Annotated in this window: 17 protein-coding genes; 6 read left to right on the plus strand and 11 right to left on the minus strand. The window is 71.1% G+C overall.

The features are described 5' to 3' along the window. Positions 1–129: 129 nt before the first annotated feature. Positions 130–372, plus strand: coding sequence for a hypothetical protein (locus tag MFF13_RS18410; protein ID WP_147830298.1), 243 nt, complete (start codon positions 130–132; stop codon positions 370–372). Positions 373–381: 9 nt separating this feature from the next. Here MFF13_RS18410 and MFF13_RS18415 read toward each other — a convergent pair whose 3' ends face one another. Then, positions 382–1,872, minus strand: coding sequence for an amidase (locus MFF13_RS18415; protein WP_187273703.1), 1,491 nt, complete (start codon positions 1,870–1,872; stop codon positions 382–384). Positions 1,873–2,187: 315 nt separating this feature from the next. After that, on the minus strand, positions 2,188–2,709 hold the full coding sequence (locus tag MFF13_RS18420) for a DUF2244 domain-containing protein (RefSeq protein ID WP_147751283.1): 522 nt from the start codon (positions 2,707–2,709) through the stop codon (positions 2,188–2,190). Between the two features lie 20 nt (positions 2,710–2,729). On the opposite strand from MFF13_RS18420, the gene nth reads away from it, so the two are divergent. Both nth and purC read left to right on the plus strand, forming a co-directional pair. Continuing rightward, positions 2,730–3,458: an endonuclease III gene (gene nth / locus MFF13_RS18425; protein ID WP_147751282.1), complete on the plus strand. Its 729-nt coding sequence runs from the start codon at positions 2,730–2,732 to the stop codon at positions 3,456–3,458. A 392-nt stretch (positions 3,459–3,850) separates the two neighbouring features. Then, positions 3,851–4,645 (plus strand): phosphoribosylaminoimidazolesuccinocarboxamide synthase, encoded by a 795-nt coding sequence (gene purC, locus MFF13_RS18430; protein ID WP_147728905.1) that lies wholly within the window; start codon positions 3,851–3,853, stop codon positions 4,643–4,645. Here purC and MFF13_RS18435 read toward each other — a convergent pair. The 4 genes from MFF13_RS18435 to MFF13_RS18450 form a co-directional block, all read right to left on the minus strand. Beyond that, positions 4,593–6,338: a glycosyltransferase family 2 protein gene (locus tag MFF13_RS18435; protein WP_238272670.1), complete on the minus strand. Its 1,746-nt coding sequence runs from the start codon at positions 6,336–6,338 to the stop codon at positions 4,593–4,595. The two genes, purC and MFF13_RS18435, sit on opposite strands and share 53 nt — an antisense overlap. 2 nt (positions 6,339–6,340) lie before the next feature. Next, the gene (locus tag MFF13_RS18440; RefSeq protein ID WP_373322578.1) at positions 6,341–8,224 is read right to left on the minus strand and encodes a glycosyltransferase family 2 protein; all 1,884 of its coding nucleotides are present in this window, start codon (positions 8,222–8,224) and stop codon (positions 6,341–6,343) included. Positions 8,225–8,408: 184 nt separating this feature from the next. After that, positions 8,409–9,062 (minus strand): hypothetical protein, encoded by a 654-nt coding sequence (locus MFF13_RS18445; protein WP_238272672.1) that lies wholly within the window; start codon positions 9,060–9,062, stop codon positions 8,409–8,411. A gap of 17 nt (positions 9,063–9,079) precedes the next feature. Beyond that, the gene (locus MFF13_RS18450) at positions 9,080–9,589 is read right to left on the minus strand and encodes an invasion associated locus B family protein (RefSeq protein WP_373322575.1); all 510 of its coding nucleotides are present in this window, start codon (positions 9,587–9,589) and stop codon (positions 9,080–9,082) included. A 328-nt stretch (positions 9,590–9,917) separates the two neighbouring features. On the opposite strand from MFF13_RS18450, the gene MFF13_RS18455 reads away from it, so the two are divergent. Further along, a complete protein-coding gene (locus MFF13_RS18455; RefSeq protein WP_147751280.1) occupies positions 9,918–10,292 on the plus strand; it encodes a hypothetical protein in 375 nt (124 codons plus the stop codon). Between the two features lie 96 nt (positions 10,293–10,388). Here MFF13_RS18455 and MFF13_RS18460 read toward each other — a convergent pair whose 3' ends face one another. The 3 genes from MFF13_RS18460 to MFF13_RS18470 all read right to left on the minus strand — a co-directional run bounded on the left by MFF13_RS18460 (position 10,389) and on the right by MFF13_RS18470 (position 13,269). Then, positions 10,389–11,120, minus strand: a complete 732-nt coding sequence (locus MFF13_RS18460; RefSeq protein ID WP_147830304.1) for a M48 family metallopeptidase — start codon at positions 11,118–11,120, stop codon at positions 10,389–10,391. Between the two features lie 68 nt (positions 11,121–11,188). Beyond that, entirely contained in the window at positions 11,189–12,463 is a 1,275-nt protein-coding gene (locus MFF13_RS18465; protein WP_147830344.1) for a polyhydroxyalkanoate depolymerase, read from the minus strand. Between the two features lie 188 nt (positions 12,464–12,651). Then, positions 12,652–13,269 (minus strand): YqgE/AlgH family protein, encoded by a 618-nt coding sequence (locus MFF13_RS18470; protein ID WP_147751278.1) that lies wholly within the window; start codon positions 13,267–13,269, stop codon positions 12,652–12,654. Positions 13,270–13,545: 276 nt separating this feature from the next. On the opposite strand from MFF13_RS18470, the gene MFF13_RS18475 reads away from it, so the two are divergent. Both MFF13_RS18475 and MFF13_RS18480 read left to right on the plus strand, forming a co-directional pair. Beyond that, positions 13,546–14,028, plus strand: a complete 483-nt coding sequence (locus tag MFF13_RS18475; RefSeq protein WP_147751277.1) for a peroxiredoxin — start codon at positions 13,546–13,548, stop codon at positions 14,026–14,028. Positions 14,029–14,125: 97 nt separating this feature from the next. Beyond that, positions 14,126–14,767, plus strand: coding sequence for a DedA family protein (locus tag MFF13_RS18480; RefSeq protein WP_147751276.1), 642 nt, complete (start codon positions 14,126–14,128; stop codon positions 14,765–14,767). A 15-nt stretch (positions 14,768–14,782) separates the two neighbouring features. Here the strand turns inward: MFF13_RS18480 and rnhA are convergent, their stop codons facing one another. Together rnhA and MFF13_RS18490 are read right to left on the minus strand one after the other, a co-directional pair. Next, the gene (gene rnhA, locus MFF13_RS18485) at positions 14,783–15,253 is read right to left on the minus strand and encodes a ribonuclease HI (RefSeq protein WP_147830306.1); all 471 of its coding nucleotides are present in this window, start codon (positions 15,251–15,253) and stop codon (positions 14,783–14,785) included. Next, entirely contained in the window at positions 15,250–16,215 is a 966-nt protein-coding gene (locus MFF13_RS18490) for a homoserine kinase (RefSeq protein ID WP_147830308.1), read from the minus strand. The genes rnhA and MFF13_RS18490 overlap by 4 nt, the downstream gene beginning before the upstream one ends. Between the last annotated feature and the right edge of the window lie 61 nt (positions 16,216–16,276).

Below are 16,276 nucleotides of genomic sequence, written 5' to 3' on the forward strand. Positions count from 1 at the left end.
AGACTGGAAGGCGGCCCCGAGGCGAACAGCGACGCCCTTCCATGACCCGGGGGGCATCCGCATCGCGGAACGATCCGCCCCCCGATCCGTAGAACCGCGTCGCCACGGGGGCGGCACGGAGCATGCGCGATGGCGATCAAGGCCTTGAACGACCGCAAGAAGCTGTCGAACGACTTCAACGAGGCCAACGACGCCTTCATCGATGCGGTGCTGACCGCGCTGAAGGCCGACGAGATGCCTCTGGAGCTGGCGCGCGCCTACCTCGCCCACCCGGTGGCGATGATGCATTCGGACGGGGCGCAGGCGGTGGCCAACTACTTCGACCGCATTCTGGCGCAGCGCCCGCGGATCGACTGGACGCCGGGCGAGTAAGGCGATCGCTCAGAGCGCAGGCGGGGAGAAGCCGCCGAAGCTCGCCTCGAGATGGCGGCCGAGCGCCAGGGCGACGTCCTCGCGCCACGGATGGGCCGCCACCTGCAGGCCGATCGGCATCCCCTCCGGCGAGGTCCCGACGCGGACCGCCACCGCCGGCCAACCGGTGAGGTTGTGGTTCTGGGCATAGCCCGCCCCCCGTTGCAGCACCGGATCGAAGCTGGTGCCGTGCGGCGGCGCCACGTAGGGTAGAACCGGGGAGAGCACCGCATCGTAGCCGTGCAGGAACGCGAGCTGCGCGTTGCGGAACGCGTCCCAGCGGTTGAACGCCGCCAGCGCCGCGGTGATGTCGGGCATGGCCGGGGCCGCGCGCGAGTTCAGCGACTGCTCGAACAGCGGGGAGATCCGGTCGGTGCCGATCGATCTCAGGAAGGCGCGGGTGCCGGCGCCGCCGTCGCCCCGGGTCATGTCGTAGTAGATGGCAGCCGCCTTGTCCGCGTCCGGCAGGCGACGCTCCTCGACAGCGAGGCCCGCCTCCGCGAAGGCCCGCGCCGCCGAGCGGATCGCGGCGGCGATCTCCGGGGTCGGGGCGGAGGCGCCGTCGTCGTCGAAGTAGGCGAGCTTCATTCCGCGCAGGACGACCGCGCGGGGATCGCGCAGGGGCATGTCGACGATGGTGTAGTCGGAAAAATCCGGCCCGGCGACGACGGGCAGCGCCAGCGCGAGGTCGTCGACGCGACGGGCGATCAGGCTGACGTGGAACACGCTGTTGCGCGCGCCCATCGGCCGGGGGAACTGCCCGGTGCGCGGAATGCGGCCGGAGGTCGGCTTCAGGGCGGCGAGGCCGCAATAATGCGCCGGCACGCGGATGCTGCCGCCGGCATCGGTGCCGAGGCCGAGGGGCGAACCGCCGGCGGCGACGATCGCCGCCTCGCCGCCGCTGCTTCCGCCCGGGGTGCGGGCGAGGTCGTAGGGGTTGTTGGTGCGGCCGTAGACCAGGTTGTCGGTCTCCAGCGCGCCGGCGAGCTCCGGTACGTTGGTCTTGCCCAGCACGATCGCGCCGGCCGCGCGGAGGCGGGCCACCGCGGTGGCGTCGGCCTTCGGCACGAAGCCGGCGCGGCCGAGCGTGCCGCCGGTGCAGATTACGCCCGCGGTCTCCAGCGTGTCCTTGATCGTGACCGGCACGCCGTGGAGGGGTTTTGGTGCCTCGCCCCGCGCCAGGGCAGCGTCGGCGGCGGCGGCCTCGCGGCGGGCTGACTCCGCCGTGACCTGGACGACGGCGTTGAGCCGCGGGTTGACCGCGGCGATGCGGGCGAGATGCGCCTCCACCACCTCGACCGCACTGTAGCGCCGGCTGCGAATCGCCTCGGCCAGCTCGCCCGCCGAGGCGGCGGTGATGGCGTTCGCCTCGGTCCCACGGGCGGGCGACGCCGCGACGGCCGCAGCCGTCGCGATGCCGCCGAGCAGGGTGCGCCGGTCGATGGTGGGGGTGTCGTGCACGTGCGCCCTCCGCTCAGGTGTGAGGACCGAGGCATCTTCCGTGCCGACGAGGCCGGGAATGACAGGTGGTGCCGCGCATCCCCTCTCCCCGCATGCGGGGAGAGGCCCGCACGGACCTCGTCGTCCGTGCGGGGAGCGAAGGCGAAGCCGAAGCGGCGGTGAGGGGGAGGTGGCGGACTTGGCTCTTCCGGCCAAGCCCCCTCACCTTCGGCTACCGCCTCGCTTTGCCGACGACGAGATCGGCAAAGCCCTCTCCCCGCACGCGGGGAGAAGGGGTGCACCTTAGTTTGGGTGATGCGTCGTCGGTTCCTTCCGTCAGTACCCCTTCTTCACCTGCGCGAGCGCCCCGGTGAGGCCGCGGGCGATGCGGGCGCGCTCGTCGGGCGATGCGTCGCGGGCGACGACCACGTATTCCCGGCGCGAGACCAGGGTCAGGCGCTGCAGCCCGTATTCCTCGTCCTCGACCTGGGTGAGCTTGGTCCAGAGCGGGTTGAAGCGCCATTGGTGGCGCTCGCCGCGGTGGCTGACGCGGGTGAGCAGGATTTCGAGCTGCGAGATCATCACCTCCTCGAAGGAGCGGCCGCGGCGGAAGCTGACCTTGAGCGCGGCGTAGATCGCCAGCATGTCGAGTCCGAAGAAACCGGCGATCGGCCAGAAGCCCATGCGCCAGCACCACACCGAGATCACCAGGGAGACCAGGCAGCAGCCGGTCATCACCACCTTGAAGCCGACGCGGCTGAGGGATTGGGCCGGCCGGATGGTAGCCGAGAAGACCGGCTGGTCGATGGTGTCGGGATCGAGGCCGTCCGGGTGGACGTGGAGGTTGCCGCTCGCCATGGGGCCAATATAACCCGACGATGCCAGCCAGGAAGCCGCCCGCCGTGAAGAAAGCCGCGATCGGGGCCACGCTCGCCCGACCGATCGTCGCACGCGCCACCCGCGCGCCCGAGCCCGTCGGGCCGGAGACCCTCGTCGAGATCTTCTCCCGCCTGCGGGCGGCCGACCCGGAGCCGCGGGCCGAGCTCGAATTCCTCAACCCCTACACGCTGCTCGTGGCGGTGGTGCTGTCGGCCCAGGCGACCGATGTCGGCGTGAACCGCGCGACCGGGCCGCTCTTCGCCGTCGCCGACAACCCGGAGGCGATGCTGGCGCTGGGCGAGGAGCAGGTGCGCGGGTTCATCCGCACGATCGGGCTGTTCAACACCAAGGCGAAGAACGTCGTCGCGCTCTCGCGCATCCTGGTGGAGCAGCACGGCGGCGCGGTGCCGCGCAGCCAGGCCGAGCTGCAGGTGCTGCCCGGCGTCGGCGCCAAGACCGCGAGCGTGGTGCTCAACGTCGCCTTCGGCGAGCCGCGCATCGCCGTCGACACCCACATCTTCCGCGTGGCCAACCGCATCCCCCTGGTGGTGGCCGCCACCACCGACAAGGTCCAGGCCGGGCTGGAGGCGCTGGTGCCGGAGCCCTTCCGGCTCAACGCCCACCATTGGCTGATCCTGTTCGGGCGCTACGTCTGCAAGGCGCGCAAGCCCGATTGCCCGCGCTGCCCGATCGCCGACCTGTGCCGCTACCCGGACAAGACGGTGTGAGGGCGGCCCGCGGCTCTATCGTCCAGAGGGAGTGGGAACCCGCGCTTTTACCTTTCCTCTACCGTGATCGAACTTTCGCATCCGTGGGCGACGGCATCGAAGGAGTCGCTCGAAACGCCGACCGTCTCCCTGTCCCGAACGGGAGAAGGGACTGGCGCCCGCTTCGGTACCCGCGGAGCTCGACGAAACCGGCGGCCTTTCCGGGGAAGTGAAGAGCGCACGGCGCGTATCCCCCACCCGGCTAACGCGTTGTGCTGCCAACGCGCTTCGGGTAGTTTGCGGCACGGCCGCCGGAGTTCTGGAGTCATGACTTGTGCCCGCGGCCCGACCTCTCGCGAGGTCTGAACGCCGCGGAATCCGCGCACGTCACGTCGCCCAGGAGCCACGGCCCGATGGACTTCCTCAAACCACGGTACACGCCTATGAACCGCCGCCGTCGCATCTACGAGGGCAAGGCGAAGGTCCTCTACGAGGGTCCGGAGCCGGGAACGCTCATCCAGCACTTCAAGGACGACGCGACCGCCTTCAACGCGAAGAAGCACGAGATCATCGACGGCAAGGGCGTGCTGAACAATCGGATCTCGGAATTCGTCTTCCAGCACCTCAACGACATCGGCGTGCCGACCCATTTCATTCGCCGGCTCAACATGCGCGAGCAGCTGATCCGCGAAGTCGAGATCATCCCGCTCGAGGTGGTGGTGCGCAACGTCGCCGCCGGCTCGCTGGCGACGCGGCTGGGCCTCGAGGAAGGCACGCAGCTGCCGCGCTCGATCATCGAGTTCTATTACAAGAACGACGCGCTCAACGACCCGATGGTCTCCGAGGAGCACATCACCGCGTTCGGCTGGGCCACGCCCCAGGAGATCGACGACATCATGGCGCTGGCGATCCGCGTCAACGACTTCCTGTCTGGCCTGTTCCTCGGCGTCGGCATCCGCCTCGTCGACTTCAAGATCGAGACCGGCCGCCTGTGGGAAGGCGACATGATGCGCATCGTCGTCGCCGACGAGATCTCCCCGGATTCATGCCGCCTGTGGGACATCAAGTCCGCGGACAAGCTCGACAAGGATCGGTTCCGCAAGGACCTCGGGGGGCTGATCGAGGCCTACACCGAGGTCGCCAAGCGTCTCGGCATCATGTCGGAGAACGAGAAGGTCCAGACCGGCGGACCGCGCTTGGTCCAGTAGGCCGGTCGAACCATCCCGCGCGCAGCCGCGCGTGGGTCGAAAGGTTCGGGTCGAAGGCCGGATGATAATGGGGGTCCTGCGCCAGCAGCGGCCCCCATCGCATTTGAAATGCCGCGACCTCGCGGGCGTGGCGGCTTTCGGCCTCCTGCGAGCGCTTCCGGCTCGCCCCCTCGTGGTGATGCAGCACCGCGCCCGGCGCCACCAGCGTGCGATGGCCGGCCGCATTCAGGCGCAGGCATAGGTCGACGTCGTTGAAGTCCACCGCGAAGTGCTCGGCGTCGAAGCCGCCGACCGCGCGGAATTTCCGCGCCTCGACCACGAGGCACGCGGCGGTGACGGCCGACACCGCGTGCGTCGCCTGGAGGCGCATCCCGTAGCCGGGGGCGGCGCCCGGAAAGTGCCGGTGCGCGTGGGTCGCCAGCCCGCCGGTGCCGAGCACGATGCCGCCGTGCTGGATCCGCCCCGCCCCGTCGAGCAGCTTGGCGCCGACCGCGCCGACCTCCGGCCGCAGCGCCTCGCGCACCATCCGCCCGAGCCAGCCCGGCGCGAAGGCCTCGACGTCGTTGTTGACGAAGGCGAGCACCGCGCCCTGCGCCAGGGCGGCGGCGGCGTTGTTCATGCCGGCGAAGTCGAAGGGGCCGGGGCAGTCGACGATGCGCACCCCCTCCCCTTCCAGGATGCGGAAATAGGCCCGCGTCTCGGGCGCGCCGCTGTCGTTGTCGGCGACCAGGATCTCGAGGTTCGGCCAACCGGTCTGCGTGCGCAGGCTTTCCAGGCAGGGCCGCAGCAAATCGACCCGGTCGCGGGTCGGCACGATCACGCTGACGAGCGGGAGCGGGTCGGGCAGCGGATGCAGGACGACGACGACGCCGTCGGGTTCGCGCGCGAGCTCCGTCTCGGCCCGCCCGGTGCGGTCGAGGTGGCGGCGGAGGATCGCGAGACGCCGATCCAGCGAATGCTCCTTCTGCGGACTCGATGTTTCCACCTCGCCGACCGGCCCCCTCTCCCGTCCGGGAGGGGGTTGGGGTGAGAGGTGCGACCGCGCCGGAAAAACCTGGTCCCTCACCCTGTCCCTCTCCCGGACGGGAGAGGGGACCCGCGCCGCGCTTCGGACACCGGCGTCGCCCACATCCGCCCCGATTTGAACCGACGCGATCCCCGGCAGGTGCCCGATCGCGCCGACGCCGTAGCGCTCGGCGATGCGCAGCACGGCCTCCCGCGCAGAGATCTCCGCATCCGCGCCGGCGATCTGCAAAAAGCTCGTTCGGCGCAGCGCCAGCACTGGGCCGAGCCAGTCGACGGCCATCAGGTAGTCCGCATCGAAGGCCGGGCGCAGCAGCGGGAACACCGGCCCCCCGGGCGTCGGCTGGATCAGCGCGTCGCCGTAGAGCGCGTGCAGGCTGGGATCGGCGGCGAAGGCGTCGGCGAAGGTTCGGCACGCGCCCGCGACGAGGGTATGGCCCGGCGCGGTGAGCACGCGCAGGTCGGGCTCGTCCGTCGCCTCGCGTTCGATCGGGAAGCGGTCGAGGATGGCGGCCGGCAGCGCCAGTTGGTGGTCGATCCCGACGAGGGCGGCGAGGCGCTGCCGAGCGCGCAGGCGCCGGCCGGTCAGCCGCGCCCAGAGGATGTCGAGGGTCCGCTGCGGGTGACGTGCCAGGGTGGCGACGATGCCGGGGGGCCTTGCGCGCGCCATGGCTATTCCAGGTCCTCGCCGAAGGTCGTAAGCGACAGGCCTGGATGGTAGTACGGGTCGTGCCGGATCGCGTCGCGCCAGCGCTCGGCGAACCGGGCGGCCTCCTGTTCGAATCGGACGCGTTTAACCCCGACCGAAGGGCCGCGGCTCACCGATTCGAGATGGGCCAGGGTCGCTGCCGGCGTCCACATCGTCTTGCGTCCGGTGGCTTCGAGGCGGAGGCAGAAATCCACGTCGTTGAAGTCGACCGGGAACGCCTCCGCGTCGAAGCCGCCGACGGCGAGGTAGTTTTCCCGTGAAACAGCGAGGCACGCGGCGGTGACCGCCGAGACCTCGTGCGCGACGCGCAGGCGCCCGAGATGCCCTGCGGTGTCGCCCGGGCGCTTGCGCAGGATGTGCCCGGCCCGGCCGCCGAGCCCGACGACGACGCCGGCATGTTGCAGCGTGCCGTCGGCGTAGAGCAGCTTGGCCCCGACCGCACCGACTTTAGGCCGCAGCGCCTGCCTCACCATCGCGTCGAGCCAATCGGGGCGCAGCACCGCCACGTCGTTGTTGAGCAGGACGACGACCGACCCGGTCGCGGCGGCGACCCCGGCGTTGACCATCGCCGAGAAGTTGAACGGCGCGTCGTAGGCCACGATCGTCACTCGCGGATCGCGCCGGAGCGCGTCGTAATGCGCGAGCACGGCCGGATCGGTCGAGCCGTTGTCGACGATCACGCATTCGATCGCGGGATAGGCGGTCTCGTGCAGCACGCCGCGGCAGACCCGTTCGATCAGGTCGAGCCGATCGCGCGACGGGATCACGATGCTGACGCGTGGCGCTGGATCGGGCAGCGGCCAGAGCAGGTCGACCACGCGATCGCGGATCAAAGGCTCGGCGACAGCGGTCCGATGCTGGATGAGCAAATCGGCGCGCGCGACCGCATCCGGGTCGGCGCCGACCGTCTCGGCCAGCACGCGCGGCAAGTGTGCCACGCCGGCCGCGGCCTGCCCGAGCATCAGGTCGAGGGCGAGGGGAAAGGTTTCCCTCGGCCCGACCGGACCATCCGGCAGCCGCGCGAGCAGGGCCGGCGCAGCGAGCCAGGGCCGGCCCTGGTAGCCGGTGACGCGCGCGAGGTCGGGGCTCCAATCGGGCTTCAGCCGCGGGGCGCCGTCGCGCAACTCGTCGGCATAGATCAAGTCGGCCTGCCCGATTTCAGTGGCGAGCAAGCCCAGCGCCTCCGATACGAGGCGGTCTCCGGCGCGGAGGAGGCAGAGGGAGGCGTCCCCGACGAGATCGCGAAGGCTGCGGTCGTCCCGCCACGGCGCGTGCGCGATTCGGGGGTCGTCGAGCGTGGCTTGGTGGGGGGCCTCATGCAGGACGACGGCGCGCCAGCCGGGATGGCTCTGCGCCCGCAGGCTACCGAGCGTCGCAGCGAGGCTTTTGGAATCCGCATCCGCCAGGACGAGCACGCGGATCGCCATTGGATCGCGGGTCCCCTCTCCCGTTCGGGAGAGGGGGTCGGTCGCGGCAGCCGCGTTCCGTCGGTCCATGCCGCCACGGGGTTCGGGCAGCGGTGCGGCCCGCTCCGCCGCCCAATCCGAATACCGTGCGCGCGGCGTCACCGCGCAGGTGCCGCGGAGGGTGTCGCGGTAGCGGCGTTCGTCGCCGCGCAGGCCTTCGTAGAGCGCGGAGATTCCGCGCAAGGGCTTGGTCGCCAGGGCCTGCAGGAACAGGCTCGCCGTGCTGCGGCGCCCGACGCGCTCCAGCACGAAGCCGGGTTCGGCGGCGAGGTGGATCTCGCACAGGTCGTCCGGCAGCAGACCGAGCCAGTGGGCGTAGGCCTGTGTGACGCCGGGCAGCACCACGTCCTCGACGCCCTCCGCTCGGACCAAGCGAAGCATCGGCCGGCGCGGGCGAGTCGTCGGCGGTTCGCGATAGGTGAGGACGATCCAGCCGCCGCCCGCCATCTCCGGCAGCACCAGGCGCAGGTCGAAGACCGGGTCGGCGGCCGGCACGAGGCGGAACGGGGTCGCGCGCCCGAGGCGGGCGGTCAGGCGCGGAACGGGCCGTGTCCCGGCTGCGGCCTCACTGCGCGGCGCCCGCCTCGACGGGGGCTTCGGACGTCGTCGCTTGAGACGGCGCCGCGGCCACCGGGGCGCGGCGGCGAGGTTTCGGCTTCGTCGGCGCCTTCGGGGCGCCGCCCAGGCCGACCACGATCTCGTAGTCGGCGCTCATCGCCGCGGGGACGGGGATGTCGTCCTCCACCATCGAGGTGAAGCCCTGCGCCTCGCCGGGGCCGACCACCACCGCGACGCGGCGGGTGCGCGTGGTGACGGTCTTGTCGTCGTGCTTGATCGCGATGGTGAAGGGCACGTCGAACCGGCCCGCCGCGCCGGAGGGACCGAGCAGGACGCGCGCCTCGACGCCGACCTTGACGGAGATCGACCCGTCCGCGCGCCGGGTGCATTCGCGGGCGACGCGCCCGAGGGAGACCTGGCTGCGGATGCCGGCCGCCGTGGCGCCAGGCGGGTTGGTCAGCGCGGCGCCGCCCTCCGGCACGTCGACGGTCGGGCAATAGGCCGCCTCGAGTTCCTTGGGCTGCGACGGGGGCACGGTGGTGCCGCCGTACTTGAACAGGTTGGAGAAGACGTTGCCCTCCTCGGCGCCCGCCGGCGCCGCGCCGAGCGCCAAGACGAGCCCGCAAAGCGCCGCTCGTCCGATCCCCAAAGCCCCGATCATGCCGCGCCTCCCGATGGTCACTTCAGGCTGTCGAACCCGGCGGCGAAGCCCTTCATCGACAGCGGGATGCCAACGCCCTCTTCCGGCGTCTGGAACACGATGAAGGTCGCCTGCGTGCCGGCCTTGAACTGGCGCACGAGGCCCTCGTCCATCACCACCTCGGCGACACAGCCGGTGGTGAGGCAGCGCACGAAGCCGGCGCGGCCGACATCGGTCTGGTCGATCTTCAGCCCGAGCCCGGAGGGCAGCAGCACGCCGAGCGGCGCCACCACGCGGAGCAGGTAGCCGCGGTTGTCGGCGGTTTTCAGCACGATCACGACGAGGGTGAGGTTCGGCCGGTCCTCGGCGGCGAGGTACTGCACCATGGCGCATTGCTCGGCCTTGGCCCCGGCCGGCGTCTCGCAGCGCAGCTGCCAATCCTCGAAGGTCTTGCGCACCATCCCCTGCGCCTGAGCCGCCCCGCCCAGGCCGGCGAAGAATCCGGCACCGAGCAAGCCGGCGGCGAGGGCCGCGGATGCCAGGCCCAAGGCCGGGCGCCGGACGCGATCGAAACTCCTCCCGAAACTCCTGCGCAGCCGCACGGACGATCCCTTCACGAGCGTACCCCAAACCCGCCGCGGGCGGGGCCTTGCCGAAAACCCGGGTGTTCCGACCATGCGGGGGCCGGCGCTGTCAAGCGAGGCACACGCGCAGGCGCGGCATTCGAGGGAAGCCGACACTCGGTTCGGTCCGCGGAGCCGTCGAACACGCGGGACCCGGCCTTCCGCGGACCAAATGTTGCCGCAATGCGCTATCCCCCGAATGCGGCGCGGCCTAGATATCGCTGCGATGCATCACCACACGAGAGCCGGCGCCATGCGTGTCCTCGCCCTGACCGTCCTGCTGCTCGGAGCCTCCGGCGTCGCCGCGACGGCCGAGCCGCTTCCCATCGGCGAGACGACCTATGTCGAGCGCTCGCTCAACCACGACGGCCTGCTCACGGTGGAACACCCGCCGGTGGAGCGGAATCCCTACGGCCGCCGCAACGGCAACGCCGCCATCGCCGGCTTCTGCCGCGAGGGCGGCCTGGTCCGCCGCCGCGACGAATACGGCAACCCGATCATCGTCCGCCAGCGCGAGCTCTGCGACAGCGTCGCCCCCCGCACCCTGGCCCCCGGCGAGGTCGACCCGCGCCCGACCTGGCCGGCGGAACGGGTCTCCCGCGAGCGGGTGCTGCGCTCGAAGGGCTGAGGGGCGCTGCCTTCGATACTGCGGCCGAGGGCGTCATGACTTCTCGCGACGCATCCCTCCCCCCTCTGCGCGGGAGGGAATGTTCCGCTTACGCCCTCACCCGTAGCGATGCAGCGCCGTGCCGTTGCGCTTGAGCCAAGCTTCCGCCGCGTCGACCTCGGGGCAGAGCTGGCCCAGCAGGGTCCAGAACCGGGCCGAGTGGTTCATTTCGCGCAAGTGCGCCATCTCGTGGGCGACGAGGTAGTCGAGCACGAAGGGCGGTGCGAGGATCAGGCGCCAGGAGAAGTTGAGGGCGCCGCCCGCGGTGCAGGAGCCCCAGCGGCTGCGCGTGTCGCGCACGGTGATCCGCACCGGCCCCTGGCCGAGCTTGGCGGTGTAGTGCGTCACCGCGCGCGCGAGGTCGGCCCGCACTGCCTCGTCGAGGAAGGCCCGCACCCGGCGGGCGACGTGCTCGGGGCCGCACGAGACCGAGAGCGTGGGCTCGGCCGCTTCCTCGATCCGGGTGATGCCGCTGCGCGAGCCCCGCCGCACGATCCGGTGCGGCACGCCGCGCAAGGGCACCATCGCGCCTTCCGCGAGCGGCACCCGTTCGGGCACGCGGGCGAGGCGGGCGGCGATCCAGCCGCCGTGACTCACGGCGAAACGCTGCGCCGTGCTGATCGCGCTGCGGGCCGGCAGGGTGATCACCACCTCGCCGGTCGCGGCCGAGACGCGCAGCGTCAGGCGCCGCGCGGTCGGGCGCCGGCGCACCGCGATGCGATAGGTCTCGCCCGCGTGGACGATGTCGAGATGGTCGGGATCGGGGCGTCGCAGCAGCGCGAAGGGCATGGAGACAGTCTAGCTCCGCCGCCCCCGCCCCTAAAGAGCGAAGGCGACAGATTCTTGCGGTCGTCCGCTCAGCTCGCGAGCCGCAGCGGCCGCTCGGCGGCGGGCAGCCCCTGCATCTCGCGCACGAAGGCGGCGATGCGTGGGGCGATGACCGTGCGGTAGCGCGAGCCGTTGAACACGCCGTAATGCCCGACGCCCGGCTGCAGGTGGTAGGCCTTGCGCTCGGCCGCCAAGTTCGGCGTCAGGTCGAGGGCGGCGAGCGTCTGGCCGACGCCGGAGATGTCGTCGTTCTCGCCCTCCACCGCGAGGATCGCGCAGCTTCGGATCGCCGTCAGGTCGACCGGGACGCTGTGGTGGCGCATCGTGCCCTTGGGCAGGTCGTGGTTCACGAACACCGTCTCGACGGTCTGGAGGTAGAACTCGGCCGTCAGGTCCATCACCGCCAGGTACTCGTCGTAGAACGCGCGGTGCTTCTCGGCCGAGTCGCCGTCGCCCTTCACGAGGTGGTCGAACATGTCGGAATGGGCGTCCCTGTGCCGGTCGAGGTTCATCGCCATGAACCCCGCCAGCTGCAGGAAGCCGGGATAGACCGCCCGGAACGCGCCCGGGTGGATCGGCGGCACGTAGGAGATGGTGTTCGATTCGAACCACGCCTGCCCGCGCTCCTGCGCCATGCAGTTCACGGCGGTGGGCGAGCGGCGGGTGTCGATCGGCCCGCCCATCAGGGTCATCGAGACCGGCACGCCGGGGTCTCCGGCCGCCTCCATCACCGCCACCGCGGCGAGCACCGGAACCGCCGGCTGGCACACGGCCATGACGTGGAGGTCCGGCCCGAGGGCGGCGAAGATCGCCTTGCAGTAGTCGATGTAGCTGTCGAGATCGAACCGCCCGGCGAGCAGCGGCACCATGCGCGCATCCGACCAGTCGGTGATGAAGACGTCGTGGTTCGGCAGCATCGCCTCGACGGTGCCGCGCAGCAGCGTGGCGTAGTGCCCCGACATCGGCGCCACCACGAGGAGCTTGGGCTGCGGCTCGGCCGGCGGGTTGGCGAAGGCGCGCTCGAACGCGATCACCCGGCAGAACGGCCGCTCCCACACCACCCGCTCGGTCACCCGCACGGCGACGCCGTCGACGACCGTCTCGGACAACCCGAAGGCCGGCTTGCCGTAGCGGCGGGTGGCGCGCTCGAACATCTCGCACCCGGCCACCATCGAGCGGGCATAGGGAGAGTAGGAGAGCGGGTTGGCCGGGTTCTGCAGACCGAACCACGCCATGTCGGCGGCCATGCGCGCCGGCGCCATCATGTACCGTATGCCCTCGAAGGCAGTGTAGGCGAGATCCATTCGAGCCATGGGAACGCTCCTTCACCCGGACGTCGACGTGGGGCGTCGCAGGCAACCACCTTACCACGGCGATGGTTCCGGGTAAGGCCGGCTGCGCAGACGTGCCGACGGTCGCGCGAGCGTGATGCGATCGGTGTCAGCGCGGACGTGTTCGCTGTCGTCGCCCCAGCGGATCGACCGGCGCGCCCTCAGGCCCGCCCGGCGCTCACCGAGAGCATGGCCGGGTCGATGCCGTTGCCGCGCAGCGCCCGGTCGTACTTGCCGGCCAGATCCGCGTGGAAGATCAGGTCCGGGTCGGCCGGGCAGTTGAGCCAGCCGTTGGCCATGATCTCGCTCTCGAGCTGGCCCGCCTGCCAGCCGGCATAGCCCAGCGCCAGCACGGCGCTGGCCGGCCCGTCGCCGGCCGCGATCGCGCGCAGGATCTCGACGGTGGCGGTGAGGCAGATGCCGTCGTCGATGATCAGCGTCGACTGGTCGATGTGGAAGTCGTCGGTGTGGAGCACGAAGCCGCGCTTGCCCTCGACCGGGCCGCCCATCAGCACCGGCATGTGGCCGACCCGCTCGCGCAGGCGGATCGCGTCGGCCTCGCCCGCCACGTCGAGCTGCACCAGCAGGTCGGGCATCGACAGGTCGGTCACCGGCTTGTTGACGATGATGCCCATGGCGCCGTCGGCCGAGTGCGCGCAGACGTAGATGACGGATCGGGCGAAGCGCGCATCCGCCATCCCCGGCATCGCCACGAGGAACTGGCCGTCGAGGTAGGCGGGATCGCTGGAAGCGGGCGTCGGTGTCGAAGGCCTGGGCATCCCCGCATGCTACGCTCAGCCCCCCCGATGTCCAGCGGACAAAACGCCGTGCAGCCCCGGCCTCGCGGGCGCGCGGACGGCCGCGTCTCGCTCGACAGCCCCGGCGGGCCGCGCTAGGTCACCGGCCATCCGAAGCGGTGCCGTCCCGCGACGCGCCGGCGCCGTTCCGGGTCGCATCGCGACGGGGAACGGCACCAAGCTCTTCTCGTGACGTGCGTCCTTCGCCGAACCGGCGTTCCCTTCGGCGGACCGCACTTTAGTAAGGAACGTTCAGCCATGACGATTCAGGTCGGCGATCATCTGCCCCAGGCCACCTTCCGCATCACCGGCCCCGAGGGCCCCCTGGCCAAGACCACCGACGACGTGTTCAAGGGCCGCCGCGTCGTGCTGGTCGGCGTGCCGGGCGCCTTCACCCCGAGCTGCCACCGCAACCACCTGCCTGGCTTCGTCGCCAACAAGGACGCGCTCCTCGCCCGCGGCGTCGACGCCATCGCCGTCACCTCGGTCAACGACGTGTTCGTGCTCGAAGCGTGGTCGAAGGCCAGCGGCGCGGAAGGGCTCGAGTTCCTGGCCGACGGAAACGGCGACTTCGCCAAGGGCCTCGGCCTCGAGATGGACGGCAGCGGCTTCGGCCTCGGCCTCCGCTCCAAGCGCTACGCGATGCTGGTCGAAGACGGCGTGGTGCGCGTGCTCAACGTCGAGGAATCGCCCTCGAAGGCCGACACCTCGAGCGCTGAAGCGCTGCTCAAGGTGATCTGAACCCAAGGGTTCGGTCGGACGGGGGCGCGGCGGACCCGCGCCCTCGAATGGCCACCTTCCCGTTGCGAATTGCGGCCCGTCCAACCTCAGGGGCCGCATGTCCTTCCTGCACGAACTGCCGATCGCCGACCTGATCGCCTCCTACGGCTACGTCGCGATCTTCGTCATCATCACCCTTGAGAGCGCCGGCGTGCCGATGCCGGGCGAGACGGTGCTGATCTCTTCGGCGGTCTACGCCGGCACCACCGGCAACCTCAACATCGCGCTGATCATCGCCGCCGCCGCGGCCGCCGCGATCATCGGCGACAACCTCGGCTACTGGGTCGGCCGGCGCTGGGGCATGCCGCTGCTGCTGCGCTACGGCCGCCTGATCGCCCTCGACCACGGCCGACTCAAGCTCGGGCAGTACCTGTTCCGCGAGCATGGCGGGAAGATCGTGTTCTTCGGCCGCTTCACCGCGATGCTGCGGGCCTACGCGGCGCTGCTCGCCGGGGTGAACCGGCTCGACGCCCGCCGCTTCATGCTGTTCAACGGGCTCGGCGGCCTCACCTGGGCGACCGCGATGGGCCTCGGCTCGTACTATTGCGGCCGCTCGATCGAGACCATCGCCGGCCCCGTCGGGCTGGCGCTGCTGGCCGTGGTGATCTTCGGCGGCCTGGCCCTGTGGCTGTTCGTGCGCCGCCACGAGACGCGGCTGCTGGCCGAAGCCGAGCGCGCGATCCCCGGCCCCCTCGCCTGAGCGGCGGCGAGCCGTTCAGCGCCTGGTCTTGAACGGCGCCATCGCGGCCACCGCGAGGGCGTCGACGCGGTTGTTCAGCGGGTCGCTGGAGTGGCCCTTGACCCAGTGCCACTCGACCGCGTGCCGGGTGCGGGCCTCGTCGATGCGGCGCCACAGGTCCTCGTTCTTCACCGGCTTCTTGTCGGCGGTTCGCCAGCCGCGCGCCTTCCAGCCGTGGATCCAGGTGGTGACGCCCTGGCGCAGGTACTGCGAGTCGGTGAACACGTCGACGCGGCAGGGCCGCTTGAGCGCTTCCAGCGCCTCGATCGCGGCGAGCAGCTCCATGCGGTTGTTGGTGGTGTGCGCCTCGCCTCCCGAGATCTCGCGGCGCGTGTCGCCGTAGATCAGGATCGCGCCCCAGCCGCCGGGGCCGGGATTCCCGGAGCAGGCCCCGTCCGTGTAGATCTTCACCCGGGTGGGGGCCTCGTCGGTCGCCGCCTCGCTCATCGCGTCCACCCGTAGGCGGCGGCATCCCGGGCCTGCCGGTGGAAGGTCAGGCGGCGATCGTACTCGCGCGGGTCCTTCGGCTGGACCAGGGCGCCCGGCGGCACGTTCAGCCAGTCGACCAGCCGGGTCAGCATGAAGCGGAGCGCGGCACCGCGGCACAGGATCGGCAGGGCCTCGACCTCCGCCGGCTCCAGCGGGCGCACCGCCTCGTAGCCGGCGATCAGCGCCGCGCCCATGTCGCGGTGGTAGGTGCCGTCAGGGGAGAAGCACCAGGCGTTGAGGCAGATCGCGAGGTCGTAGGCGAAGGCATCCGTGCAGGCGAAGTAGAAGTCGATCAGCCCCGACAGCCCGTCGCCGATGAAGAACACGTTGTCGGTGAACAGGTCCGCATGGATCACGCCGCCGGGCAGGTTCGCGGGCCACGCGGCCTCGAGCCAGGCGAGGTCGTCGCGGGTGCGCGCGGCGAGGCCGGCCGAGACCACGTCGGCCTGGCTCGCCGCCTGGTCGAAGAGCGGGCGCCAGGCGCCGACCGAAAGGCTGTTGTCGCGGCGCATGCCGAAGTCGGCGCCGGCGGCGTGGAGCCGCGCCAGCGCCTGGCCGAGCTCGGCGCAGTGATGCGCGGTCGGCGCCTTGACCGAGACCCCGTCGAGGAAGCTGACGATCGCCGCCGGGCGGTCGCAGAGGGTGCCGAGCGCCGTGCCGTCGCGGTTTCGGACCGGCTGCGGGCAGGCGAGCCCGCGGGTCGCCAAGTGCTCCATCAGGTTGATGAAGAACGGGAGGTCGCCGGCCCGCACCCGCTTCTCGTACAGGGTGAGGATGTAGGCGCCGCCGGTGGTGTGCAGGAAGAAGTTGGTGTTCTCGACGCCTTCCGCGATGCCCTTGTAGGAGAGCAGCCCGCCGATCTCGTAGTCGGCGAGGAAGTCGGTCAAAGCCGCGTCGGATACCTCGGTGTAGACGGCCACGGCGCTTCTTTTCTGACGATCTTCAGGTCAATCGGCACACGACGATGTGTCCCGCCGGCTC

It is taken from the genome of Methylobacterium cerastii (assembly GCF_022179125.1).
In the GTDB taxonomy this organism is placed as follows: domain Bacteria; phylum Pseudomonadota; class Alphaproteobacteria; order Rhizobiales; family Beijerinckiaceae; genus Methylobacterium; species Methylobacterium cerastii.

What these genes read in the sequence shown, in the direction of transcription:
- MFF13_RS18470 (WP_147751278.1), bottom strand. Translation starts at nt 13,269, where the DNA reads ATGCCCAGGCCTTCGACACCGACGCCCGCTTCCAGCGATCCCGCCTAC.
- MFF13_RS18445 (WP_238272672.1), bottom strand. Translation starts at nt 9,062, where the DNA reads ATGATCGGGGCTTTGGGGATCGGACGAGCGGCGCTTTGCGGGCTCGTC.
- MFF13_RS18420 (WP_147751283.1), bottom strand. Translation starts at nt 2,709, where the DNA reads ATGGCGAGCGGCAACCTCCACGTCCACCCGGACGGCCTCGATCCCGAC.
- purC (WP_147728905.1), top strand. Translation starts at nt 3,851, where the DNA reads ATGGACTTCCTCAAACCACGGTACACGCCTATGAACCGCCGCCGTCGC.
- MFF13_RS18475 (WP_147751277.1), top strand. Translation starts at nt 13,546, where the DNA reads ATGACGATTCAGGTCGGCGATCATCTGCCCCAGGCCACCTTCCGCATC.
- MFF13_RS18435 (WP_238272670.1), bottom strand. Translation starts at nt 6,338, where the DNA reads ATGGCGCGCGCAAGGCCCCCCGGCATCGTCGCCACCCTGGCACGTCAC.
- MFF13_RS18460 (WP_147830304.1), bottom strand. Translation starts at nt 11,120, where the DNA reads ATGCCCTTCGCGCTGCTGCGACGCCCCGATCCCGACCATCTCGACATC.
- nth (WP_147751282.1), top strand. Translation starts at nt 2,730, where the DNA reads ATGCCAGCCAGGAAGCCGCCCGCCGTGAAGAAAGCCGCGATCGGGGCC.
- MFF13_RS18455 (WP_147751280.1), top strand. Translation starts at nt 9,918, where the DNA reads ATGCGTGTCCTCGCCCTGACCGTCCTGCTGCTCGGAGCCTCCGGCGTC.
- MFF13_RS18465 (WP_147830344.1), bottom strand. Translation starts at nt 12,463, where the DNA reads ATGGATCTCGCCTACACTGCCTTCGAGGGCATACGGTACATGATGGCG.
- rnhA (WP_147830306.1), bottom strand. Translation starts at nt 15,253, where the DNA reads ATGAGCGAGGCGGCGACCGACGAGGCCCCCACCCGGGTGAAGATCTAC.
- MFF13_RS18440 (WP_373322578.1), bottom strand. Translation starts at nt 8,224, where the DNA reads ATGCTTCGCTTGGTCCGAGCGGAGGGCGTCGAGGACGTGGTGCTGCCC.
- MFF13_RS18480 (WP_147751276.1), top strand. Translation starts at nt 14,126, where the DNA reads ATGTCCTTCCTGCACGAACTGCCGATCGCCGACCTGATCGCCTCCTAC.
- MFF13_RS18410 (WP_147830298.1), top strand. Translation starts at nt 130, where the DNA reads ATGGCGATCAAGGCCTTGAACGACCGCAAGAAGCTGTCGAACGACTTC.